This window comes from Streptomyces sp. f51, assembly GCF_037940415.1.
Lineage (GTDB): Bacteria > Actinomycetota > Actinomycetes > Streptomycetales > Streptomycetaceae > Streptomyces.
The window spans coordinates 2,060,741-2,083,369 of the sequence record NZ_CP149798.1; the positions used below are offsets into that span (position 1 = coordinate 2,060,741).

Below are 22,629 nucleotides of genomic sequence, written 5' to 3' on the forward strand. Positions count from 1 at the left end.
TACGGCCTGGAGGCCCCCGCCATGACGCACACGACGACCGGCAGCCCCGTGCGGAGGCCGGGCGGCGCGACCGTGCCGGTGCTCGCCTTCGCGGGCATCGTTGTCGCGGTCATGCAGACCCTGCTCGTCCCGGTCATCAAGGACCTGCCGACGCTCCTGGACACCGCGCCCAGCAACGCCACCTGGGTCCTGACCTCGACCCTGCTCTCGGGCGCCGTGGCCACTCCGATCATGGGCCGCCTCGGCGACCTCTACGGCAAGCGGCGCATGCTGCTCGCCAGCCTGTCCGTGATGGTGGGCGGCGCCCTGGTCAGCGCGCTGAGCAGCACCCTGCTCCCGATGATCGTCGGCCGGAGCCTCCAGGGCTTCGCGATGGGCGCGATCCCCCTGGGCATCGGCCTGATGCGCGACATGCTGCCCCGCGAGAAGCTCGGCTCCGCGATGGCCCTGATGAGCTCCTCGATCGGCGTCGGCGGCGGACTCGCGCTGCCCGCCGCGGCCCTCGTCGCCCAGCACGCCGACTGGCACGCCCTCTTCTACGGCGCCGCCGGCCTCGGCGTCCTCTCCATCGCCCTGACCCTCCTCGTCGTACCGGAGTCCCCGATGCGCGCCGAGGGCACCTTCGACGTGCTGGGCGCGGCGGGCCTGTCCGCCGGGCTCGTGCTCTTCCTGCTGCCGATCACCAAGGGCAGCGACTGGGGCTGGACCGACCTCACCACGCTCGGCCTGTTCGGCGCCTCCCTCGTCGTGCTCCTGCTGTGGGGCGCGATGGAGCTGCGCCTGAAGGCCCCGCTGGTCGACCTGCGCACCACGGCCCGCCCCGCGGTCCTGTTCACCAACCTCGCCTCGATCATGGTCGGCGTCTCGTTCTACGTCGTCTCGCTGGTCCTGCCGCAGCTGCTCCAGCTCCCGAAGTCCACCGGCTACGGCCTCGGCCAGTCGATGGTGAGCGCGGGTCTGCTCGTCATGCCGCTCGGCCTGACGATGATGGTCACGGCGCCCGTGTACGCCCGTCTGTCCGCGAAGTACGGCCCGAAGGTCACCCTGATCATCGGCATGATCATCATCGGGATCGGCTACGGCGCCGGTCTCGGCCTGATGAGCGCCGCCTGGCAGTCGCTGGTCATCTCGGTCATCCTGGGCGCCGGCATCGGCCTCGCCTACTCCTCACTGCCCGCCCTGATCATCGGCTCCGTCCCGGCCTCGGAGACGGGCGCGGCCAACGGCCTGAACACCCTGATGCGCTCCATCGGCACATCGGTGTCGAGCGCCGTCATCGGCATGGTGCTCGCCAACACGGCGCACCACGCGGGCGGGGTCGCGATCCCGACCATGCACGGCTTCCGGGTCTCCTTCATGATCGCCACGGGTGCCGTCGCGGTCGGTCTGGCCATGGCGTTCCTCCTGCCGGGCCGCCGTCCCGCCACCAAGCCCTCGCTGGTCGCCAGCAGCGAGGAGGACGCGGCGCTGGAGCGGGCGCACGAGGTGCTCGGCGGTTTCCACGGCAAGGTCCTGGACGCCGACGGCGGTCCGGTCGCCCGCGCCAAGGTCACCCTGATCGACCGGCACGGCCGGCAGGCGGGTGCCACCCACTCCGCCGAGGACGGCAGCTACGCGCTCGCCGTGCCGGACCGGGGCGCGTACGTCCTCGCCGCGCGGGCAGCGGGCCACGGCCCGCTCGCCTCGTCGGCCACGCACACGGGCGACGACCGGCCGGTCGTCCTCGACCTGTCGCTCCCGGGCGAGAACGCCGGCGTCACGGCGTGACCCCGGCACCGGCGGCCGCGCCGGCATCCGCGCCCGGGTGATCCTTCGCTCACAGTGATCATCGACACCCCCGCCGCCCACGCGGCGGGGGTGTGGTGCACGATGCTGCGCGTAGACCGTCGCTCGCACCGTTGGAGGAACCCCATGCCCGCGGCACCCAAGCCCGAGATCCTCGCCGCCTTCGAGGCCGCGAAGGGGTTCATGCCGCTCGACGAGGGGCTGGCGCTGCACGAGGCCGCCGTCGAGGCCGGACGGCTCGGGCTGCCGCTCCTGGAGGTCGGCACGTACTGCGGCCGTTCCACGATCCTGCTCGCCGACGCGGCCCGCGAGGCCGGGGTGACCGCGATCACGGTCGACCACCACCGCGGCAGCGAGGAGCAGCAGCCGGGCTGGGAGTACCACGACCCGTCCACGGTCGACCCGGAGATCGGCCTGATGGACACGCTCCCCACCTTCCGCCGCACCCTGCACCGGGCGGGCCTGGAGGACCACGTGGTCGCGCTGGTCGGCCGTTCGCCGCAGATCGCCGCCTTCTGGGGCACGCCCCTCGGCCTCGTATTCATCGACGGCGGCCACACCGACGAACACGCGAACGGCGACTACGAGGGCTGGGCCCCGCACGTCGCCGAGGGCGGCCTCCTGGTCATCCACGACGTGTTCCCCGACCCCGTGGACGAGTTCACCGGTCAGGCTCCCTACCGCGTCTACCTCCGGGCCCTGGAATCGGGCGAGTTCACCGAGACGGCCGTGACCGGCTCACTGCGCGTCCTGCGGCGAACCGGCACAGGGATCCGGGCGCACGGTTAGAGTCGCTGACGTGTCGTACGTAGGCCCAGACTTCGATCCGCCCCAGCCGCGCCGTTTCCGGCGCGGTCCGCTCACCGTCGCGCTCGCCGCGCTCGTACCCGGCGCGCTGGCCGGCTGGCTGGTGTGGCAGGCCGTGGGAGACGACTCGGGGGGCGGCTCCGACCGCGCCGTTCCCGCGTCCTCGTCCTCCGCGCCCCGCTCCGCCGACTCCGCCGACTCCGCCGACTCCGCCGCCTCACCCTCCTCCTCGCGTCCGTCCGCCTCCGCGACGGACGACGCCAAGCCGGGCAAGCCGTCGGCCCCGGCATCCTCCTCGGCACCCGCCGCCCCCGGCTCGGGCTCCGGCTCGCTCAAGGGCAAGGTCATCGTCATCGACCCGGGGCACAACCCGAACAACTTCCGGCACACGTCCGAGATCAACCGCAAGGTGAACATCGGGACGAACTGGAAGGAGTGCGACACCACCGGAACGTCGACCAACGCGGGCTACACGGAAGCCCGGTTCACCCTCGACGTCGCGAACCGGATGCGGGCGATCCTCGAAAAGGAGGGCGCCACGGTGAAGTTGACCCAGGACGGCGACCGCTCCTTCGGCCCCTGCATCGACGAACGGGCCCGTATCGGCAACGCGGCGCACGCGGACGCGGTCGTCTCCATCCACGCCGACGGATCGGCGGCCGGCAACCGCGGCTTCCATGTGATCCTCCCGGCGTCGGTGCACGCGGGCGCCGCCGACACCCGCCCGATCGTCGCCGCCTCCCGCGACCTCGGCGAGCACATCGCGGGCCTGTTCGTCCGCGAGACGGGCAGCGCGCCCTCCAACTACGTCGGTGACGGAACCGGACTGGTGGTCCGTAAGGATCTCGGCGGTCTCAATCTGTCAACGGTTCCCAAGGTGTTCATCGAGTGCGGCAACATGCGCGATACGAAGGACGCTGCGCTGCTCACCAGTGGCGCCTGGCGTGAGAAAGCGGCACGGGGGATCTCTGAAGGAATCGTTGGTTTCCTGCACGGGTAGTGATCTACGGATCCAACCCGGCGACACCCTGATCGTCCGGGCGATAGTGTCCGTCCGTACGATAAAGGGCTACCCCCCGCGCTTCACACCGAGTCCCGACAACGGCACCATGTCGGCGACACGGCGCACAGCGATGCCTCACCGACGACGAGACGACAGACGAAGGACCTGAAGTGAATATCCGCTCCCTCACTCGAGGCGACGGCGTGGTGATCGGAGCAGCGGTGTTGCTGTTCATCGCGTCGTTCCTGCACCTCTACTCCGTTTCCGGGTTCAACCTGAACACGACCGCCTGGGACAACCTCGGCTACGGCCTCGGCGTGTACATGGGCGGGGTCATCGGCGCCGCGCTGATCGTCATCAACCGCTGCCTGCCGCAGCCGCGCAAGGTCCTCGGACTCGACCTGGGCACGGTCGGCGTGGCGTTCACGATTCTCGTCTCGTGGACCCTTTTCTGGTCGCTCGTCGACGTCAGTGACGGCGCCAGCGCCGCCGCCGGTCTCATCCTCGGCTTCATCGCGGCCCTCGTGCTGGCCGGCGCGGCCGTCGCGACGCCGCTCGTTCCCGCGCTCCAGGCCGCCCTCATGGGTGCCCCGGGCCAGATCCCCGCGCAGCCCTACGGCGGTCAGCCGCAGGGTGGTTACGGCTACCCGGGCGCCTCGCAGCCCGGTCAGCCCGGCCAGCAGTCCTTCGGCGGCCAGCCCTCGCAGCCGGCGCCGTCGTTCGGCGGGCAGCCGAGCCAGCCGTCGGTGCCGCAGACGCAGACCCCGGCGCAGGACTTCTCGCCGTTCTGGTTCGCCGTCCCGGTCGCGCGGCCGCTGTTCTCGGAGGACGGCGCGCAGTCGCCGATCGCCGAACTGGCGCCCGGCACCTGGTACCTGGCCGTCGAGCAGCGTGGCGCGACCATCGTGGCGCAGACGCAGGACGGTCGTCGTGGTGTGCTCCAGGACACCTCGGGGATCCAGCGCGGCTGATCCGCTCATCGCTCGCGCGACTGCCCCTCGCCCTTTCCGGCGGGGGGCCGTTGTCGTACAGTCGCAGCATCCCGTAACTGACGGATCGTCAGAATGCTGGTCCTGGAGGCGACATGCGACTCGGTCTCGCGCTCGGCTACTGGGGCCGGGGCCCCTCCGCGGACCATGTGCCGCTCGCCGTCGAGGCGGAGCGGCTCGGCTACGACTCGGTGTGGACCGCCGAGTCATGGGGTTCGGACGCGTTCACCCCGCTCACCTGGATCGCCGCGCACACGACCCGCATCAGGCTCGGCACGGCCGTGGCGCAGATGGCCGCCCGCTCCCCCACCACCACCGCGATGCACGCGCTCACCCTCGACCATCTGTCGGGCGGGCGCATGATGCTCGGCCTCGGGCTTTCGGGACCGCAGGTCGTCGAGGGCTGGTACGGAAGGCCGTTCCCGAAGTCGCCGCTGACCGCGACCCGGGAGTACGTCGACGTCGTACGCCAGGTCCTCAGGCGCGAAGGGCCGGTCGAACTGGACGGGCGCTTCCACTCCCACCCCTACCGGGGCCCCGACGGCACGGGCCTCGGCAAGGCGCTCAAGCCGATCACGCACCCGCTGCGGGCCGAACTGCCGCTCCTGCTCGGCGCCGAAGGGCCGAAGAACATCGCGCAGACGACCCGGATCGCGGACGGCTGGCTGCCGCTGTACTGGTCCCCGACACGCCCTCAGGCGTACGAGGCCGCGCTCACGGAACTGCCCGAGGGCTTCCTCGTCGCGCCGATGGCCCGCGCGCGGGTCTGTGACGACGTGGCGGAGGGGCTGCTGCCGGTCAAGATGATGCTCGGCTTCTACATCGGCGGGATGGGCCACGCGGCCCGCAACTTCCACGCCGACCTGATGGCCAGGATGGGCTTCGAGGAGGAGGCCCGCCTGATCCAGCGGCTGTTCCTGGAAGGGCGCAGGGAGGAGGCCGTGCTGGCCGTCCCGGACGCCTTCGCGGACGAGATCTCCCTCGTCGGTCCGCGTGAACGCATCGCCGAGCGGCTGGAGTTGTGGCGCAAGGGCCCGGTGACCGACCTGCTGGTCCTGTCCCCGGACCCCCACACCCTGCGCGTGCTGGCCGAACTGAACTCCTAGGTGAGGCGGGGCTGTCGGCCTTGTGGCCGGCCTAGCCGCCGCTGAGCTGGGACGCCGACGGCACCTTGTCCTTGACCTCGGCACCCGCGCTCTTCCCGGCCGCCTTCACCTGGTTGATGACGTCGTCGAAGGAGTTCACGACGGAGTCCGTGGAGTCGCCCTTGCGCAGCTTGGCGGGCAGGTCCTTGAGCGCGGCGATCCCCGCGGCGAGCGGGGCGACGGCCTTGGACAGCGCGGGGTCCCCCTGCGCGTTCTTCGAGGCGGCCTTGAGCCGGTTGTAGGCGAAGACACCGGCGAGCCCGGCCTTGACCAGGGCGAGCTTGCGGCCCTTGGCGCCCTTCTTGAACTTGCCGGCCTTCCAGGGCTTGACGATCCACTGGTAGGTCGCGCCCGCCGCGAGCCCGGCGTTGGCCACGAAGCGGGTCTTGGCGAACTTCTGCTTCTCGGCCGAGGTGGTCGGCGTGGGAGTGGCGGCCATCTCCGCCACGGCGGCGGTGTTCTGGCCCGAGCCACTGCCGCCACAGGCCGTGGCGCCGCTGATCAGGACGCAGGAGAGGGTCAGCGCCACGATCAGGCGCCGTATGGGTACAGGCACGGGATCCTCCGGATGAGGGGACGGTTCTCCCCGGTCGGCCGGCTCTCCCGCTCCGCGGACGAACACGGCCCTCCCCGGCAGCCTCACCCGCGCGCACCGGCCGTGCCACCCGGCGGGACCGTTCGTGGCGGTCGCGCGGACCGGCGGGACACCTTCGGGGCCGGTCGCGCGGACCGGCGGGACACCTTCGGGGCCGGTCGCGCGGACCGGCGGGGAACCGTTCGGGGCGGACCGGGCACGCGACCGGAACCGTTCGGGGCCGACCGGGCACGTGACCGGAACCGTTCGGGTTTCATCCGGGATCGACGGGCAATCCGCTCGTCATGTCCCCTAGATATCGCAACGGCTCGAATCAGGCGGGGACGGTCATCGCGATCATCGCGGACGTCATGGCCGTCATCCTCGGTCTCTGGATCCTGATGTATCTGCTCGACGCCAATCGTGGCAACGAACTCGTGCAGTTCATCCACAGCACCGCCAGCTGGCTCGCCGGCTGGTCGCGTGATCTGTTCACCTTCGACAAGGCGTGGGCGCGTGTCGTCGCCGGCTACGGTCTCGCCGCCGTCGTCTACCTGTTCATCGGCCACGCCGTGGCCAACCGCATGCACCGCCACTGACCGGCACCGACGGCCGGGAGCGCACAGCGGGTCCGAAGCGTCCGGACGGTCCAGGAACCCTGGACCGTCCGGACCTTCAGCGCGTGGGCGTGCAGCAGTCGGGGTCCAGGCCGACGGGCAGACGCTCGCCGCCGAAGACCGCGCAGGTGGCCTCGTCGCCGCCCAGCGCCGCGACCGCCAGCAGCAGGGAGCCCGCCGTCCAGGAGGTCAGCTCCTCGGGCCAGACGGCCCGGTCCTCGAAGACATAGCCCGTCCAGTACAGACCGGACTTCGGATCGCGCAGGTGCTGGATGGACTGGAGGATCTCCAGGGCCCGGTCGGACTCGCCCATCGCCCAGAGCGCCAGGGCGAGTTCGGCCGACTCGCCGCCCGTCACCCACGGGTTGGGCACCACGCAGCGCACCCCGAGACCGGGCACCACGAAACGGTCCCAGCCCTCGTCCATACGGGACTTGGCCTCGGCGCCCGTCAACGCGCCCCCGAGCATCGGGTAGTACCAGTCCATCGAGTAGCGGTCCTTGTCGAGGAACCGCTCCGGGTGCAGCCGGATCGCGTGCCGCAGCGCGCCGACGGCCAGCTCCCAGTCGGGCTGCGGCTCCTCGCGCTGCTCGGCGATGGCGAGCGCGCAGCGCAGCGCGTGATGGACCGAGGAACTCCCCGTCAGCAGAGCGTCCTCGACCGCCCGTCCGTCGTCCTCGCGCTTCCAGCCGATCTGCCCGCCGGGCTGCTGGAGCCGCAGCACGAACTCCATGGCCGCGTACACCGCGGGCCACATGCGGTCCAGGAACACGTCGTCGCCGGTGGCGAGATAGTGGTGCCAGACGCCGACCGCGATGTACGCGCAGAAGTTGGTCTCGCGCCCGCGGTCGGTGACGTCCTCGAAGTCCCCGTCCGCGTAGGCCGCGTACCAGGAACCGTCCTCGTTCTGATGCCGTGCCAGCCACTCGTAGGCCCGCTCGGCGGCCTCGTGCTCGCCGGCCGCGTCGAGCGCCATCGCGGCCTCGGTGTGGTCCCACGGGTCGAGGTGGTGGCCGCGGAACCACGGGATGGCTCCGTCGGGGCGCTGCACCGCGAGGATCCCCCGCACGGTGGCGGTGGCCTCCTCCGCAGTGAGGACCCCGGGCAGGACGAGGTGCTCTGTCCGCCGGGGAGTGGTCACGTGGCGTCCGCCTCGGAAACGGCCTGCGCGGAGCCGGTGGCGCCCGCGAGCTCCGGCAGGTGCGGCTTGGTCGCGTACGCCACGAAGCTCTTGCCGATCACCGGGTTCAGCGCCTGCTCGACGACCCGGGTGGCCAGCGGCTTCTTCATGATGTCCCAGACCAGCAGCTTGTGGTACGCCCGCACGGGCAGCGCCTTGTCGTTGTCGACGCCGAACGCGCACTTCAGCCACCAGTACGGCGAGTGCAGCGCGTGCGCGTGGTGCGAGCCGTAGGGGCGCAGGCCCGCCTCGCGGATCTTGCCGAGCAGTTCGTCCGCCTTGTAGATGCGGATGTGGCCGCCCTCGACCTCGTGGTAGGCGTCGGACAGCGCCCAGCAGACCTTCTCCGGGCCGTAGCGCGGCACGGTGATGGCGATGCGCCCGCCCGGCTTGAGCACGCGGACCATCTCGGCGAGGACGCCCTTGTCGTCCGGGATGTGCTCCATGACCTCGGAGATGATCACGACGTCGAAGGACTCGTCGGGGAAGGGCAGGGCGAGCGCGTCGCCCTCCATGGCCGTCGCGGTGGCCCCCGCGGGCGCCTCCCCGGCCTCCTTCATCGCCGCGAACCACTTCGCGACCTCGCGGATCTCCTCGGCGTTCTGGTCAAGGGCTACGACCTGGGCTCCCCGCCGGTAGCACTCGAAGGCGTGCCGGCCGGCACCGCATCCGAGGTCCAGGACGCGGTCGCCGGGGGCGAGCGGGAACCGGGAGAAGTCGACGGTCAGCACGTGGCCCTGCTTTCGCGGTTGGCTGCAACTAGTTCATCGGCGGCGGGAGTGTGTTCCGCGGCCTCGGCGCGGTCGGGTCCCGGGGTCGCCGGGGTGCCGGCGTCCGGCGCGCCGCGCCCGTCGGTGCCCGCGGCGGCGCGGGAGCGGATCCGGGACGCGGACAGGGCCATCGCCGCACGATAGTGGGCCACCGTGCCCTCGGCCGCCTTGGCCCAGGTGAAGCGGGCGAGGACGCGCTCACGTCCGGCGGAGCCGAGCCGTGCGCGCAGCGCGGGGTCGCCGAGGAGCCGGCCGAGGGCCGCCGCCAGCGCTCCCGGGTCGCCCGGCGGAACGGCGAGGCAGGTCTCGCCGTCGGCTCCCGCGACCTCGGGGATCGCTCCGCCGGTGGTGGCCACCAGCGGTGTCCCGGTGGCCATCGCCTCGGCGGCGGGCAGCGAGAAACCTTCGTACAGGGAGGGCACACAGGCGACTTCGGTCGAGCGGACGAGGTCGACGAGTTCGGCGTCCGAGATGCCCTTGACGAACTCCACGGCGTCGTCGAGGCCGTAGCGCTCGATGGCCTGGGCGACCGGTCCGTCCTCGGCGCGCCTGCCGACGACGACGAGGTGCGCGCCCGGGTGTTCGGTGCGGACCTTGGCGAGCGCCTCCACGAGGAACACCAGGCCCTTGAGCGGCACGTCGGCGCTGGAGGTGGTGACGATGCGGCCCGGCACCTGGGGCACGGAGGGATCCGGCGAGAAGAGGTCGGTGTCCGCGCCGATGTGGACGACGTGGATGCGGTCCTGCTCGACCCGCAGATGGTCGACGATCTCCTGGCGGGAGGTGCCGGAGACGGTGAGGACGGACGGCAGGCGGCGCGCGACGCGCTTCTGCATCCGGGTGAAGGCGTACCAGCGGCGGACCGAGGCGCGGCGCTGCCAGCCCTCGGCGGCGTCCAGCTCCAGCTGCCGGTCGACGGTGATGGGGTGGTGGATGGTGGTCACCAGCGGGGCGCCGACGTCCCCGAGAAGGCCGTAGCCGAGCGTCTGGTTGTCGTGGACGACGTCGAACTCGCCGCGCCTGGCCCGCAGATGACGGCGGGCGCGCAGCGAGAAGGTCAGCGGCTCGGGAAAGCCGCCGGTCCACATCGTGCCGACCTCGACGGCGTCGATCCAGTCCCGGTACTCGTCGCGCCCGGGGGTGCGGAAGGGGTCGGGCTGACGGTAGAGGTCGAGGCTGGGCAGCTCGGTGAGGCTCAGGCCGGGCAGTCCCTCGTCGAGCACGGGGTAGGGCTGGGAACCGATGACCTCGACCCGGTGACCGAGGCGGGCGAGTTCGCGCGAGAGGTGCCGTACGTAGACACCCTGGCCGCCGCAGAACGGGTTTCCCTTGTAGGTGAGGAGCGCGATACGCAGGGGTCGTTCCCCGTCGGCTGCCGCGCCCTTCCCGGGGGCCGCCTCCATGGCCTCAGCGGTCACTTCCGGTCCCCTTCTCCCTGCGATTTCCCGCGAGATTACGCCGGGACGCTAATCTAGAACAAGTTTCAGACTTGATCGTTCACGGAGCACTGAATCTACCGGCAGGTAGCGCCGCTGTGAGCGGTGGAGCAGGTGATTCACGCCACGACCGGGCGGCGGAATCAGCTGATCCACTCGGTGGTGCCGCACCCTGCCGGGCCGGCTCGTCGCTCCCTCTCGCCGATGTCACGGAACGGACCCATGCCTGCGGAAGCCAAGGCGGACTCGAAGAACGCGCGACCGGCGCCGGGGGCCAGCACGCCCGCCGCGCGGTCCGGCACCGCGCACACCCGTCCGCACTCCCTGTCGCGTCCCGCCTCTCCCCCGCTCACCGAGCGGCAGGAGGCGCGCCGCCGCCGGATCCTGCACGCGAGCGCGCAGCTGGCCAGCCGGGGCGGCTTCGACGCCGTGCAGATGCGCGAGGTCGCGGAGTCCTCGCAGGTGGCGCTCGGCACCCTGTACCGCTACTTTCCCTCGAAAGTGCATCTGCTGGTCGCCACGATGCAGGACCAGCTGGCGCACATGCACGGCACGCTGCGCAAGAAGCCGCCGGCCGGGGACACGGCCGCGGAGCGGGTGGCGGAGACCCTGATGCGGGCGTTCCGCGCCCTCCAGCGCGAGCCGCACCTGGCCGACGCGATGGTCCGCGCGCTCACGTTCGCGGACCGCAGTGTCAGCCCCGAGGTCGACCAGGTGTCGCGGCAGACCACGGTGATCATCCTGGACTCGATGGGCCTGGACGATCCGACGCCGGCCCAGCTCTCCGCCGTCCGGGTGATCGAGCACACCTGGCACTCGGCCCTGATCACCTGGCTCTCCGGCCGCGCCTCCATCGCCCAGGTCAAGATAGACATCGAGACGGTCTGCCGCCTGATCGACCTGACGGACCCGTCCGAGCGGTAGACCCGGGCCCGCCGGAGGACCCGGGTCGCCCCCGGGAGCGGAACCGGCAGGATCCACACCACGAACCGGACCCCGCCCACGAACCGGGCCGCCCCCGCGAACCGGGCCGCCCCCGCGAGCCGGAGCCACGGCCCCCGGAGCGGCCCCCCGCTCCGCGGTGCCCGGAGTGGCCGCGCGGGCCCCGGCTAGCCGACGTCCGCCAGGCCGCTCCAGCTCCGGCCGATCGCCCTCTCCCCCGCCCAGCGCTCCAGCAGCAGCCGCGCCTGAGGCTCCGGAGCCGCGAGCGACACCGCCTGGGCACCCGCCAGGACCTCGCGCTCCTGCTGATGGGTGCCCTCGCTGCAACAGGCGCAGAGCAGCCGTACGGAACTGGCCGGCTCGGCGCCGAAGCCGTGCTCGGTGAACAGGGCGAGCAGGGCCTCCAGGTCCCCCGCCTCGCCCGCGGCGACCGTCACCTCCAGCGTCGGCAGCGGCGAGGCCTCGAAGAGCGTGAGCTCGTCGAACACAGGGAACGCCGTGCCGTCGTAGACCCGCTCCCCCTTGGGTTCGCCGTCGTGGACCACGATCTCGCCGTACCGGCGTCCGCCCGTGACGGGCACGTTGACCACGCGGCCCCGGGTCGGGCACAACCGCTCGATCCACACGACCTCCCGCTGCCCCTCGGTGTCCAGCCGCACACAGGCGGCGCCGAAGCGGCCGTCGATCTCGCCCTCCCCGCCAGGGAGTTCGATGCCGAAGCCGCTCCAGGCGTCGCGGGCCGTCGCCCAGTCCCGCAGGATCGTGGCGGCGATCCCGAGGTTCCAGTACGCGGGGTCGCCCTCCCCCCGCGGGGAACGGGCCGCCGCCTCGCGCCCGAGGTCGAGCGCCTTCTCCCAGTTCCGCAGGAACTTGTGGGCGAGCGCGGCGTCGTACCACCACACCGCGCTCGGCTCCTCGTCGGGGAAATGCGCGAGGACCTGTTCGTGGAGGTCGGCGGACCGCTGCCACTCCCCGGCGTCGAACGCCTCTCTCGCTTCCCCGATCAGCTTCCTGGCCTCGGACTTGCGCACGCATCCCGCCCCGGTCGATCCGTCGAAACGGCTGGAGGATATCCAGGGCGCGGGCCGTCCCCGCGCCCGGCCCCACGGCCTACTCCTCGGGCGGGAACACCGGCTCGCCGCCGGCGGGCAGCGAGATCATGACGGCCTCGACCGGGCAGCCCTCGGCCGCCGCGAGGATCTTCTCGTTGGCGTCGGTCTCCGGCTCCACGGGGTGGGACTGCATGCCGGCGTCGAGGCGGAAGGCGCCCGGGGCGAGGTGGACGCACTGGGCCGAGCCGATGCAGACGGACCGGTCGACCTCGACCCGCCAGCGGTCACCCATCCTCAGGCCTCCCAGCCGGCCGGCAGATGGATCATCTTGTGCTCCAGGAACTCGCCGAACCCCTCGGGTCCGAACTCCCGCCCGAGCCCCGAGTTCTTGTAGCCACCGAAGGGGCCCAGCATGTCGAGGCTGAAGGTGTTCACCGAGTAGGTGCCGGTACGGACCCGGCGGGCGATGTCGATGCCATGGGCGACGTCCGCGGTCCAGACGCTGCCGCTCAGCCCGTAGTCGGAGTCGTTGGCGATCTTCACGGCCTCGGCCTCGTCGCCGTAGGGGAGCAGGCAGATCACCGGGCCGAAGATCTCCTCGCGGGCGATGCACATCGAGTTGTCGACGTCCCCGAACAGGGTCGGCTCGACGTACCAGCCGCGGTCGAGACCCCGCGGACGCCCGCCGCCCGCCAGGATCTTGGCGCCCTCCTCCTGGCCGATGCGGATGTAGTCGAGGTTGCGGCGCCGCTGCCGCTCGGCGACCAGCGGGCCGACCTGGGTGGCCGGATCGAGCGGGTCGCCGACGACCAGCGCGCTCGCCGCCGTGGCGAAGGCGTCCGCGAACTCGTCGTAGCGCGAGCGGGGCACGAGGATGCGGGTCTGGGCCACACAGGCCTGGCCGTTGTTCATCCAGGCCGCCGAGACGATCCCGGGGACCGAGGTGGCGAGGTCGGCGTCGGGCAGCACGACGGCGGCCGACTTGCCGCCCAGCTCCAGTGTCACGCGGGTGAGATTGCGGGAGGCCACCTCCATGACCCGCTTGCCGGCCGCGACCGAGCCGGTGAAGGAGACCTTGTCGACTCCGGGGTGCCCGACCAGGTACTCGCTGACCTCGCGGTCGGCCGGGAGGATCGACAGCACGCCCTCGGGCAGCCCGGCCTCGCGCGCGATCTCGCCGAGCAGATAGGCGTCAAGGGGCGACTCGGGCGACGGCTTCAGGACGACGGTGCAGCCCGTCAGCAGCGCGGGCGCGAGCTTGGCCGCCGCCACGAACTGCGGGACGTTCCAGGGCACCACGGCCGCTACCACGCCCACCGGCTCACGGCGGACGAGCAGCTTGCCGAGGACTCCGTCGCGGCTCTCCTCGTACGTGTAGCCGCGCGCGACCGTGATCGCCGCGTCCCACACCATCATCGCGCCGAGGGCCTGCGCGAGGACGCTCCAGGAATAGGGGGAGCCGTTCTCCGAGGAGATGACCCGCGCGATCTCCTCGTGGCGTACGGCGATGGCGTCCTTGATCCGGGCCACGACCGCGATCCGCTCGTCCAGGCTCGTCCGGGGCCAGGGTCCCTCGTCGAACGCCCGCCGCGCCGCCGCGACCGCCCGGTCGACGTCCGCCGCCGAGGCGTGCGGCACCCGGCCGATGACCTCCTCGGTGTGCGGCGAGATCACCTCGATGACGTCCTTGCCGAGGGGGTCGGTCAACTCCCCGCCGATGAACAGCTGTCCGTGTTCCACGAGCTCGGTCATGGCCGACTGCCTCCCAAGGACGCTCTCTGGCACCTTGTCTGACACTCCATCAGATACGAGAACTGATACCAGTTTCCGCCACATGAGTCCACGGCGCGGACACCGGCGAACTCCGTTACACAACAGTCGACTCGGGCTCCCATTGGAACCCGTTCTAGTTATAGTGGCGGGAATCGGCGATGGGTGGAAGCGCATGACGCAGGTGACCGATCACGGCGGGGGCGTACGGTCGATCAGGGTCCCCATCCCGGACAACCCGCTCGGCCACACGCTGGTGTACCTGGTCGACACCGACGCGGGACCCGTCCTCGTCGACACGGGCTGGGACGACCCCGCCTCCTGGGACACACTCACCGAGGGAATCACCGGCTGCGGAACCTCCGTCCAGGAGATCCACGGCGTCGTCATCACCCACCACCACCCCGACCACCACGGCCTGTCGGGCCGGGTCCGCGAGGCGTCCGGCGCCTGGATCGCGATGCACGCCGCCGACACGGCGATCGTCCGGCGGACCCGGGAGAACCGTCCCGAGCGCTGGTTCGCCTACATGGCCGCCAAGCTGGAGGCCTCCGGAGCCCCCGACGACCACGTCGCCCCGCTCCGCGAGGCCCAGGGACCGCTCCGCCGCCCCGGCACCCTGCCCGGCTTCTCCCCCGCGCTGCCCGACCGCGAGATCGTCCCCGGCGAACACCTCCCCCTGCCCGGCCGCCGGCTGCGCGCCGTCTGGACCCCCGGCCACACGCCCGGACACGTGTGCCTGCACCTGGAGGAGACCCACCCGGACCGGCTGCCCGGCAACGGACGCCTGTTCTCCGGCGACCACCTGCTGCCGCGGATCACCCCGCACATCGGCCTCTACGAGGACCCGGACACCCACGGGCGCCCTCCCTGGGCCAACGGCGTCGAGGGCCTGGGGGAGATCGCCGATCCGCTCGGCGACTACCTCGACTCCCTGGAGCGCGTCGGACGCCTCGCCCCCGCCGAGGTGCTCCCGGCCCACCAGCACGTGTTCACCGACGCGCCCGCCCGGGTCGCGGAACTGCTCGCGCACCACGAGGAACGGCTCACCGGCCTGCTCGCACTGCTCGCCGTCCCGCTCACGCCCTGGCAGCTCGCCGAGCGCATGGAATGGAACCGCCCGTGGGCCGAGATCCCCTACGGATCACGGAACATCGCGGTCTCCGAGGCCGAGGCGCACATCCGCCGGCTGGTGAAGCTGGGCCGGGCGGAGCCGGTCACCGGCAGCGATCCGGTGACGTACAGGGCGGTATGACACGGCCGCCCGAACCCGCCGATCGCTCAGCGCGGCAGCAGCTCCCGTATCAACGCGTCCGCCTCACCGAGGAGTTCGACCTCGCGCGCGCTCATCATCGGGTCGGCCGCCCGGCGCCGGCCCGCCTCCGTGAGCCCCGCGTCACCGACCTGGTCCTCGTTCCCGTCGAGGAGCGCCTCCAGCGTCTCCTCGGCCACCTCCCCGATCGCCTCGCCGCCGACGGCGACCTGGGCGAGGATCACCGCGGACATGGCCCAGTCCAGCGCGGGCGCCCCCTCCTCGGTGTTGGACCAGTCGATGACCTTCGGCCCGTCCGGGGTGAGCATCACATTGCCGGGGTGCAGATCCAGATGCAGCACACGGACGGCGGGCTCGGCGGAAAGCCTGGCGGGCACGGCGTGCAGCTTGCGCAGCAGCCGGGCCAGGGTGAGACCCGCCTCCTGCGCGGAGAGCAGCCCCTGCCCGAAGGCCTCCAGCATGGTCGGCCCGGACAGCCGCTCCATCACCAGGTCCCCCCGGGTCGCGGCCCGCACACCGGGCACGGGATAACCGTGCGAGCGCAGATGCTGCATCACCGCCGCCTCGGCCGCCGCGTCACCCCGGCCCCCGCGCATCCGCCGCAGCACCCACGCCTCGTCCATCTCGTAGACATCCGCCGAACGCCCCGAGCCGAGCAGTCTCCCCGTACGCATGACCCGAACCTAGCGGATGTCGCCCAGGTCACTCCGGGCCCGTGCCCCAGGCAACACCCGCCGGAATCCGGGCGGCCGGTAGAGTGTGCGCGTCGTCATCACACCCTTACGAGGAGAAGCCGGTGCAATTCCGGCGCTGACCCGCAACCGTGAACCACTCCGGTGGTGAGCCGGATCGCCTCGCACGGGACGTGACCGGCTCGCGCCCTCGGCAGCCCGCCGACGGCCGGCATCGTCGAGGGATACGGAGCCGGAGCCGCCCGGATGCCCCCGTGCGCCCGGTGCTGCCCGGCTCCCCGCAGGGGAGAGTCATGTTTGTTCGCCGCACCGCAGCGGTACTGGCCGCCACCGCCGTCATCGGGGCGGTCGTCGCACCGGCCGCGTACGCCGCGGGCTCGTCCCCCTCGCCGTCCCCCTCGGCCGCGCTCCCCTCGGGCCTTTTCGGCACCGCCGACCCGACCTACGACGGCGTCTGGCGGCAGTCGCTCGCGCTGCTCGCCGAGCACACCGTCGGCGTGAAGCCCGCGGTCAAGGCCGTGGACTGGCTGACCGGCCAGCAGTGCGCCGACGGCGCCTTCGCCGCGTACCGCGCCGACGCGGGCGCCGCGTGCGACGCCAAGACGCAGGTCGACACCAACAGCACCGCCGCCGCCGTCCAGGCCCTCGCCGCGCTCGGCGGCCACGGCGACGCCACCGGCAAGGCCGTGACCTGGCTGAAGTCCGTGCAGAACAAGGACGGCGGCTGGGGCTACATGGCCGGCGGGCCCAGCGACACCAACTCGACGTCCGTCGTCGTCGGCGCGCTGAAGGCCGTGGGCGAGAAGCCCAAGGATGTCTCCAAGGGCGGCAAGTCCCCCCTCGACGCCCTGGTGAAGCTGTCGGCGGCCTGCGGCAAGGACGGCGAAGGCGCCTTCGCCTACCAGCCCGACAAGAAGGGCAAGCTGGTCGCGAACGCGGACGCGACCGCGGCGGGCGTGACCGCCGGCATGGGCCAGGGCTTCGTGGCCGAGACCGGCAACGCCTTCGAGCTCAAGGGGTGTGTCACCTCCGACTCCCCCAACCTGGCGGACGCCGCGGGCAACGGCGCCAACTACCTCGCCAAGGCCCTGGCGAAGACCTCGTACCTGAAGTCCGCGCTCCCGGGCGCCAAGGACCAGCCCGACTACGGCAACACGGCAGACGCGGTCGTGGCCCTGGCCGCCATCGGCGCGACGAAGGACGCGCAGAAGCCGCTCGCCTGGCTGGAGAAGAACTCCGCGGACTGGGCGGCCAAGTCCGGCCCCGCCGCGTACGCGCAGCTCGTCTTCGCCGCGCACGCCACCGGCACCGACCCGCGCGCCTTCGGCGGCGAGGACCTGGTGGCCCGGCTCACCGCCACCGGCCCGGCGCCCGTCGCGGCCGGCGCCTCGGCGAGCCCGAGCGAGAAGAAGAACGACGAGAAGAAGGACGGCGGCAACGGGCTCGCCGTCTGGTGGATCATCGGCGTCGGCCTGGTCGCGGGCATCGGCATCGGCTTCCTCCTCAGCGGCCGCAACAAGAAGCAGCAGCTGTGACCCGCCGTCGGACGGCCGCGCTCGCCCTGACACTCGTGCCCGCCCTCCTGCTCCTCGTCCTCGGTGGCGCGGGGCAGGCCGGAGCCGTCGGCTACCGCTACTGGTCCTTCTGGGACCTGACCGGCGGGAAGTGGACGTACGCCACCCAGGGCCCGTCGACCGCGCGGCCGTCCGACGGCGATGTCCAGGGCTTCCGCTTCGCGGTGAGCGAGGACTCCCAGCACGCCGTACAGCCGCGCGGGAAGCGGGAGTTCGCCTCGATCTGCGCCAAGACGCCCGCCCGGCACGGCACGAAGCGGGTGGCCCTGGTCATCGACCCGGGAACGCCCGCCGACGCGCCGTCCGGCGAGACGCCGCCGTCCGCGCGCACCGCCTGCGCCCAGGTCGCCCCCGACGCCAGCACCGCCGAGGCCCTGGCGGCGGTCGCCGGTCCGCTGCGCTACGACACCAACGCCCTGCTGTGCGCCATCACGGGCTACCCGAGGACGGGCTGCGGCGACCCGGTCGCGGCCGCCGGACCGACCGCGACCGCCCGTCCGCACGCCTCCGCGCCGACCGGCGACGGTCCCTCGGTGGGCCTGCTGGCGGGAGCGGCGGCGGTGGCCGTGCTGGGCGCGGGGGCCGTCTGGCAGGCCCGGCGGCGCAAGGACTGAGGCACCGGTCATGAACGAGGGCGACCGCGACCGCCCCACCGACGCGGGCCGACGGCCCGTGCTGCGGTGGGGCTCCTCCCTGCCCGGACAGCCCCGGAGCCCCGGAACGACGGATCCCCGGCACCCGCGACCGACCGCAGCCACACGGGGGCGGGTACCGGACACGGGCCTGCCGGGGCAGGCACCGGACGCCGAAGCACCGTCGACCGCGGACACCGCCCCGCCGGAGCAGGCACCGGACACCCGCCCGCCGGAGCAGGCACCGCACGCCCGCCCGCCGGAGCAGGCACCGGACGCCCGCCCGTCGGAGCAGGCACCGCACGCCCGCCCGTCGGAGCAGGCACCGCACGCCCGCCCGCCGGAGCAGGCACCGGCCTCCCTTCCGCCGGGCCGGGTGCCGCGATCCCGCGGCGCCTCCCCCTCCCGTACCCCCTTTCCCTCCCCCTCCCCCTCCCCCTCCCCTAGCCCATTCCCCTCCTCCAACTCCCGCCTCGGAAGATCCGGTTCGGGAGTGGGGCGGGCCAATGCCCTGCACCCGGGGGCCTGGTGGATCTGGGCCCTGGGCCTCGGCACGGCCGCCTCCCGCACCACCAACCCCCTCCTGCTGGCGCTGCTCATGGCGGTGGCGGGCTTCGTGGTGGCCACCCACCGCACCGACGCGCCCTGGGCCCGCTCCTACACCGCGTTCGTGAAACTGGCCGCGGCCGTGCTCCTCATCCGGCTGGCCTTCGCCGTCTTCCTCGGCTCACCGATCCCCGGCACCCACGTGATCGTCACGCTGCCCGAGATCCCCCTGCCGCACTGGGCGCAAGGGGTGCGCATCGGCGGCCGGGTCACCGCCGAGGGCCTGCTCTTCGCGCTGTACGACGGCCTGAAGCTGGCCGCCCTCCTCGTCTGCGTCGGCGCGGCCAACGCCCTGGCGAATCCGGCACGCCTGCTCAAGTCGCTGCCGGGGGCGCTGTACGAGGCGGGCGTCGCCGTGGTCGTCGCGCTCACCTTCGCTCCCCATCTGATCGCCGACGTCCAGCGGCTGCGCGCCGCGCGCCGGCTCCGAGGCCGCCCCGACCGCGGGCTGCGCGGCCTGCTGCACGTCGGACTCCCCGTCCTGGAGGGCGCGCTGGAACGCTCCGTCGCGCTGGCGGCGGCGATGGACGCACGCGGGTACGGGCGCACGGCCCAGGTCCCGGCCGGCGTCCGCCGGACCACCGGAGCCCTCACCCTGGGCGGCCTGCTCGGCGTCTGCGCCGGCACCTACGGACTGCTGACCGCGGCGGGCGACAGCTACGGACTGCCGGTCCTGCTGGCCGGACTCGCCGCGGCGCTCGGCGGCCTGTGGCTGGGCGGACGCCGCTCCCCGCGCACGCGCTACCGGCCGGACCTCTGGGGCGTCCGCGCCTGGCTGGTCGCCGGTTCCGGCGTGGCGGTCGCGGCCCTCATGATCGTGGCCGCGTCCGGCGACCCGGCCTCGCTGCACCCCGGCGTCATCCCCCTGGTCGCCCCCACGCTTCCCCTCCGGCCCGCGGCGGCGATCCTGCTCGGCCTGCTCCCCGCCTTCGCGGCCCCGGCCGTCCGGCGAACCCCTGCCCCCGAGGAGTCATCGTGATCCGCTTCGAGGACGTCTCCGTGACGTACGCCGGAGCACCCGAACCCTCCGTCCGGGGCGTGGACTTCGAGGTCCCGGAAGGCGAACTGGTCCTACTGGTCGGCCCGTCGGGGGTCGGCAAGTCGACGGTGCTGGGCGCGGTGAGCGGACTGGTCCCGCACTTCACGGGAGGGACGCTGCGCGGCCGGGTGACCGTCGCGGGCCGTGACACCCGTACCCACAAACCGCGCGAACTGGCCGACGTGGTCGGCACGGTGGGCCAGGACCCGCTCTCCCACTTCGTGACGGACACGGTGGAGGACGAACTCGCCTACGGCATGGAGTCGCTGGGCCTGGCGCCCGCCGTGATGCGCCGCCGCGTCGAGGAGACCCTCGACCTCCTGTCGCTGGCCGACCTCCGCGACCGCCCGATCGCCACCCTGTCCGGCGGCCAGCAGCAGCGGGTCGCGATCGGTTCGGTGCTCACCCCGCACCCGCGGGTCCTGGTCCTCGACGAACCGACCTCGGCCCTGGACCCCGGCGCCGCGGAAGAGGTCCTCGCCGTCCTCCAGCGCCTGGTCCACGACCTCGGCACCACCGTCCTGATGGCCGAGCACCGCCTGGAACGCGTCATCCAGTACGCCGACCGGCTCGCCCTGCTCCCCGCGCCGGGAGCGCCCCTGATACTCGGCACGCCGTCCGAGATCATGGCCGTCTCCCCCGTGCGCCCGCCGGTGGTGGACCTCGGCCGGCTGGCCGGCTGGTCCCCGCTCCCCCTGACCGTGCGCGACGCGCGCCGCCAGGCGGGCCCCCTGCGCGAACGCCTGGCCACCCCGCCACCACAGCCGACCTCCTCGGCCCCCCACCCCCATCCCCAGCCCCCCACAACCCGCACCTCCCCCTCCTCCTCCGCGTTCTCCCGTCTGCTCCGCGGCCACGGCCGCAACCGCGACCGCGACCATGCCGCCGGGCCACCGCCACCCGAGGTGGCCGTCGTGGACGGGCTGGCCGTCCGGCGCGGTCGCGTCGAGGCGCTGCGCCGGATCGACCTGACCGCGCGGCCGGGCGAGACCATCGCGCTGATGGGCCGCAACGGCGCCGGGAAGTCGACGCTGCTCGCGGCGCTGGTCGGACTGGTCGAGCCGACCGCAGGTTCCGTGAGGGTCGGCGGGGCGCCACCGCATCGCACGGCGCCGCGCGACCTCGTACGGCGCGTGGGACTCGTACCGCAGGAACCCCGGGATCTGCTGTACGCGGACACGGTGGCCGGCGAGTGCGAGGCGGCCGACGAGGACGCCGGGGCCGCCGCCGGAACCTGCCGGGCGCTGGTGTCCGAGCTGCTGCCGGACATCGCCGACACCACGCACCCGCGTGACCTGTCGGAGGGACAGCGGCTGGCGCTGGCGCTGGCCGTCGTCCTCACGGCCCGCCCCCCGCTGCTGCTCCTGGACGAACCGACCCGCGGTCTCGACTACGCGGCCAAGGCCCGGCTGCTCACCGTGCTGCGCCAGCTCGCCGCCGAGGGGCACGCCATCGTGCTCGCCACCCACGACGTGGAGCTCGCCGCCGAGCTGGCCGACCGGGTGGTGATCCTCGCGGACGGCGAGGTCGTCGCGGACGGTCCCACCGCCGAGGTGGTCGTCGCGTCCCCGTCGTTCGCCCCCCAGGTGGCCAAGATCCTGGCCCCCGAGCCATGGCTCACCGTCGCCCAGGTCAGAGGTGCCCTCGCATGAGCACGGCGAAGACGCCCGTCCACCCCGCTCGGTCCCAGCCGCAGGCCAGGGCCGTTCGTCTCGGCCCGCGTTCCGTCATCGCGCTGGCCCTGGTCAGCGCGACCGGGGCGGCCGGATTCGGCTGGCCGCTGTTCGCGGGGCCCGGCTCGCAGGTCAGCGCGCACGCGCAGGACGCTCCGTGGCTGTTCGCGGGGCTCCTCGTCCTGCTGGTCGCGGTGGTCGCGGCGACGATCTCCGAATCGGGGCTCGGCCCCAAGGCGGTCGCCATGCTCGGGGTGCTGGCCGCGACCGGGGCGGCGCTGCGCCCGATCGGGGCCGGGACCGCGGGGATCGAGCCGATGTTCTTCCTGATGGTGCTGAGCGGGCGGGTGCTCGGGCCGGGGTTCGGTTACGTCCTCGGGTCCGTGACCATGTTCGCGTCGGCGCTGCTGACCGGTGGGGTGGGGCCCTGGATGCCCTTCCAGATGCTGGCCATGGGCTGGTTCACGATGGGGGCGGGACTACTGCCGGGCCCGGACCGGCTGCGCGGACGCGCGGAGCTGCTGATGCTCGCCGCCTACGGCTTCCTCGCCGCCTTCGCGTACGGCACCGTCATGAATCTGGCGGGCTGGCCCTTCATGGACGCGCTGGCCTCGAACATCGCCTTCGACCCGCACGCGGCCGTCCCGGCCAACCTCGCCCGGTTCGTCGCGTACTGCCTGGCCACCTCGCTCGGCTGGGACCTGGGACGGGCGGTCGTCACCGTCGTCCTGACCCTGACGATCGGCACGACGCTGCTCAAGGCACTGCGCCGGGCCACGCGCCGGGCCGCTTTCGAGAGCCCGGTCACCTTCGACCCCCGGTGATCCGGGACCCACGTCACATCACCCGGCAGCACCCCGTGGTCTCCCCCGCACCCACCGTCAGGCAGCAGGTGAAGCGGCCCACAGGGCCCAGGTCACATACGAGCCCGCCTAGTAGACCAACGCTCATGACATGAACGCACCCCCACCCCCTCCGACCTGCACTTTGAGAGCCAGGTCACACCAAACCCCTCCCCCCCGAATGCGACCACAACTAGTAAAAGGGGTCATTGCGGACGAGCCCGGATC

At 72.8% G+C, this 22,629-nt stretch carries 21 protein-coding genes and 1 riboswitch; of the genes, 13 read left to right on the forward strand and 8 right to left on the reverse strand.

Annotated features, from left to right (window positions below):
* Positions 1-21: 21 nt before the first annotated feature.
* From WJM95_RS09145 to WJM95_RS09165, 5 genes are all read left to right on the forward strand, one after another.
* Entirely contained in the window at positions 22-1,767 is a 1,746-nt protein-coding gene (locus WJM95_RS09145) for an MFS transporter (protein ID WP_339129081.1), read from the forward strand.
* A 144-nt stretch (positions 1,768-1,911) separates the two neighbouring features.
* On the forward strand, positions 1,912-2,574 hold the full coding sequence (locus tag WJM95_RS09150) for a class I SAM-dependent methyltransferase (RefSeq protein WP_339129082.1): 663 nt from the start codon (positions 1,912-1,914) through the stop codon (positions 2,572-2,574).
* A gap of 10 nt (positions 2,575-2,584) precedes the next feature.
* Positions 2,585-3,592 carry an N-acetylmuramoyl-L-alanine amidase gene (locus WJM95_RS09155; RefSeq protein WP_339129083.1) on the forward strand — a complete coding sequence of 336 codons (1,008 nt, stop codon included), beginning with the start codon at positions 2,585-2,587 and terminating at the stop codon, positions 3,590-3,592.
* 206 nt (positions 3,593-3,798) lie between these two features.
* Positions 3,799-4,566, forward strand: coding sequence for a hypothetical protein (locus WJM95_RS09160; protein WP_339129084.1), 768 nt, complete (start codon positions 3,799-3,801; stop codon positions 4,564-4,566).
* A 113-nt stretch (positions 4,567-4,679) separates the two neighbouring features.
* Positions 4,680-5,690 (forward strand): LLM class F420-dependent oxidoreductase, encoded by a 1,011-nt coding sequence (locus WJM95_RS09165; protein WP_339129085.1) that lies wholly within the window; start codon positions 4,680-4,682, stop codon positions 5,688-5,690.
* Between the two features lie 31 nt (positions 5,691-5,721).
* Here the strand turns inward: WJM95_RS09165 and WJM95_RS09170 are convergent, their stop codons facing one another.
* Positions 5,722-6,285, reverse strand: a complete 564-nt coding sequence (locus WJM95_RS09170; protein ID WP_339129086.1) for a hypothetical protein — start codon at positions 6,283-6,285, stop codon at positions 5,722-5,724.
* 323 nt (positions 6,286-6,608) lie between these two features.
* On the opposite strand from WJM95_RS09170, the gene WJM95_RS09175 reads away from it, so the two are divergent.
* The gene (locus WJM95_RS09175; RefSeq protein ID WP_339129087.1) at positions 6,609-6,902 is read left to right on the forward strand and encodes a hypothetical protein; all 294 of its coding nucleotides are present in this window, start codon (positions 6,609-6,611) and stop codon (positions 6,900-6,902) included.
* Positions 6,903-6,978: 76 nt separating this feature from the next.
* Here WJM95_RS09175 and WJM95_RS09180 read toward each other — a convergent pair whose 3' ends face one another.
* From WJM95_RS09180 to WJM95_RS09190, 3 genes are read right to left on the reverse strand one after another with little or no spacing between them, the layout of a single operon-like run.
* Positions 6,979-8,061 carry a prenyltransferase/squalene oxidase repeat-containing protein gene (locus WJM95_RS09180; protein ID WP_339129088.1) on the reverse strand — a complete coding sequence of 361 codons (1,083 nt, stop codon included), beginning with the start codon at positions 8,059-8,061 and terminating at the stop codon, positions 6,979-6,981.
* Complete coding sequence (locus tag WJM95_RS09185; RefSeq protein ID WP_339129089.1) at positions 8,058-8,831, reverse strand: class I SAM-dependent methyltransferase; 774 nt, start codon at positions 8,829-8,831, stop codon at positions 8,058-8,060. The genes WJM95_RS09180 and WJM95_RS09185 overlap by 4 nt, the downstream gene beginning before the upstream one ends.
* Positions 8,825-10,288: a glycosyltransferase family 4 protein gene (locus WJM95_RS09190; protein WP_339129090.1), complete on the reverse strand. Its 1,464-nt coding sequence runs from the start codon at positions 10,286-10,288 to the stop codon at positions 8,825-8,827. The genes WJM95_RS09185 and WJM95_RS09190 overlap by 7 nt, the downstream gene beginning before the upstream one ends.
* Positions 10,289-10,528: 240 nt before the next feature.
* Here WJM95_RS09190 and WJM95_RS09195 point away from each other — a divergent pair, with 240 nt between their 5' ends.
* Positions 10,529-11,230 (forward strand): TetR family transcriptional regulator, encoded by a 702-nt coding sequence (locus WJM95_RS09195; protein ID WP_339129091.1) that lies wholly within the window; start codon positions 10,529-10,531, stop codon positions 11,228-11,230.
* 185 nt (positions 11,231-11,415) lie between these two features.
* Here WJM95_RS09195 and WJM95_RS09200 read toward each other — a convergent pair whose 3' ends face one another.
* From WJM95_RS09200 to WJM95_RS09210, 3 genes are all read right to left on the reverse strand, one after another.
* Positions 11,416-12,279 carry a tetratricopeptide repeat protein gene (locus tag WJM95_RS09200; protein WP_339129092.1) on the reverse strand — a complete coding sequence of 288 codons (864 nt, stop codon included), beginning with the start codon at positions 12,277-12,279 and terminating at the stop codon, positions 11,416-11,418.
* A 79-nt stretch (positions 12,280-12,358) separates the two neighbouring features.
* On the reverse strand, positions 12,359-12,592 hold the full coding sequence (locus WJM95_RS09205; RefSeq protein ID WP_339129093.1) for a ferredoxin: 234 nt from the start codon (positions 12,590-12,592) through the stop codon (positions 12,359-12,361).
* Between the two features lie 2 nt (positions 12,593-12,594).
* The gene (locus tag WJM95_RS09210) at positions 12,595-14,052 is read right to left on the reverse strand and encodes an aldehyde dehydrogenase (RefSeq protein WP_339129094.1); all 1,458 of its coding nucleotides are present in this window, start codon (positions 14,050-14,052) and stop codon (positions 12,595-12,597) included.
* A gap of 193 nt (positions 14,053-14,245) precedes the next feature.
* On the opposite strand from WJM95_RS09210, the gene WJM95_RS09215 reads away from it, so the two are divergent.
* On the forward strand, positions 14,246-15,325 hold the full coding sequence (locus tag WJM95_RS09215; RefSeq protein WP_339129095.1) for an MBL fold metallo-hydrolase: 1,080 nt from the start codon (positions 14,246-14,248) through the stop codon (positions 15,323-15,325).
* Between the two features lie 26 nt (positions 15,326-15,351).
* Here the strand turns inward: WJM95_RS09215 and WJM95_RS09220 are convergent, their stop codons facing one another.
* Positions 15,352-16,017, reverse strand: coding sequence for a phosphotransferase (locus tag WJM95_RS09220; RefSeq protein ID WP_339129096.1), 666 nt, complete (start codon positions 16,015-16,017; stop codon positions 15,352-15,354).
* A gap of 113 nt (positions 16,018-16,130) precedes the next feature.
* Positions 16,131-16,194: riboswitch (cobalamin riboswitch) on the forward strand.
* Positions 16,195-16,328: 134 nt separating this feature from the next.
* Between WJM95_RS09220 and WJM95_RS09225 the strand changes: the two genes are divergently transcribed.
* From WJM95_RS09225 to WJM95_RS09245, 5 genes are all read left to right on the forward strand, one after another.
* The gene (locus tag WJM95_RS09225) at positions 16,329-17,570 is read left to right on the forward strand and encodes a prenyltransferase/squalene oxidase repeat-containing protein (RefSeq protein WP_339129097.1); all 1,242 of its coding nucleotides are present in this window, start codon (positions 16,329-16,331) and stop codon (positions 17,568-17,570) included.
* Positions 17,567-18,223 (forward strand): SCO2322 family protein, encoded by a 657-nt coding sequence (locus WJM95_RS09230; RefSeq protein ID WP_339129098.1) that lies wholly within the window; start codon positions 17,567-17,569, stop codon positions 18,221-18,223. The genes WJM95_RS09225 and WJM95_RS09230 overlap by 4 nt, the downstream gene beginning before the upstream one ends.
* Before the next feature lie 511 nt (positions 18,224-18,734).
* The gene (locus WJM95_RS09235) at positions 18,735-19,826 is read left to right on the forward strand and encodes a CbiQ family ECF transporter T component (RefSeq protein WP_339129099.1); all 1,092 of its coding nucleotides are present in this window, start codon (positions 18,735-18,737) and stop codon (positions 19,824-19,826) included.
* Positions 19,823-21,538: an ATP-binding cassette domain-containing protein gene (locus tag WJM95_RS09240; protein WP_339129100.1), complete on the forward strand. Its 1,716-nt coding sequence runs from the start codon at positions 19,823-19,825 to the stop codon at positions 21,536-21,538. The genes WJM95_RS09235 and WJM95_RS09240 overlap by 4 nt, the downstream gene beginning before the upstream one ends.
* A complete protein-coding gene (locus WJM95_RS09245) occupies positions 21,535-22,383 on the forward strand; it encodes an ECF transporter S component (protein WP_339129101.1) in 849 nt (282 codons plus the stop codon). Before WJM95_RS09240 ends, WJM95_RS09245 begins: the two co-directional genes overlap by 4 nt.
* The last annotated feature ends 246 nt before the right edge of the window (positions 22,384-22,629 follow it).

Excerpts from the sequence above, each read along its gene's own strand:
- WJM95_RS09145 (WP_339129081.1), top strand. The coding sequence starts at position 22 with ATGACGCACACGACGACCGGCAGCCCCGTGCGGAGGCCGGGCGGCGCG.
- WJM95_RS09150 (WP_339129082.1), top strand. The coding sequence starts at position 1,912 with ATGCCCGCGGCACCCAAGCCCGAGATCCTCGCCGCCTTCGAGGCCGCG.
- WJM95_RS09165 (WP_339129085.1), top strand. The coding sequence starts at position 4,680 with ATGCGACTCGGTCTCGCGCTCGGCTACTGGGGCCGGGGCCCCTCCGCG.
- WJM95_RS09175 (WP_339129087.1), top strand. The coding sequence starts at position 6,609 with ATGTCCCCTAGATATCGCAACGGCTCGAATCAGGCGGGGACGGTCATC.
- WJM95_RS09195 (WP_339129091.1), top strand. The coding sequence starts at position 10,529 with ATGCCTGCGGAAGCCAAGGCGGACTCGAAGAACGCGCGACCGGCGCCG.
- WJM95_RS09205 (WP_339129093.1), bottom strand. The coding sequence starts at position 12,592 with ATGGGTGACCGCTGGCGGGTCGAGGTCGACCGGTCCGTCTGCATCGGC.
- WJM95_RS09210 (WP_339129094.1), bottom strand. The coding sequence starts at position 14,052 with ATGACCGAGCTCGTGGAACACGGACAGCTGTTCATCGGCGGGGAGTTG.
- WJM95_RS09215 (WP_339129095.1), top strand. The coding sequence starts at position 14,246 with ATGACGCAGGTGACCGATCACGGCGGGGGCGTACGGTCGATCAGGGTC.
- WJM95_RS09220 (WP_339129096.1), bottom strand. The coding sequence starts at position 16,017 with ATGCGTACGGGGAGACTGCTCGGCTCGGGGCGTTCGGCGGATGTCTAC.
- WJM95_RS09225 (WP_339129097.1), top strand. The coding sequence starts at position 16,329 with ATGTTTGTTCGCCGCACCGCAGCGGTACTGGCCGCCACCGCCGTCATC.
- WJM95_RS09245 (WP_339129101.1), top strand. The coding sequence starts at position 21,535 with ATGAGCACGGCGAAGACGCCCGTCCACCCCGCTCGGTCCCAGCCGCAG.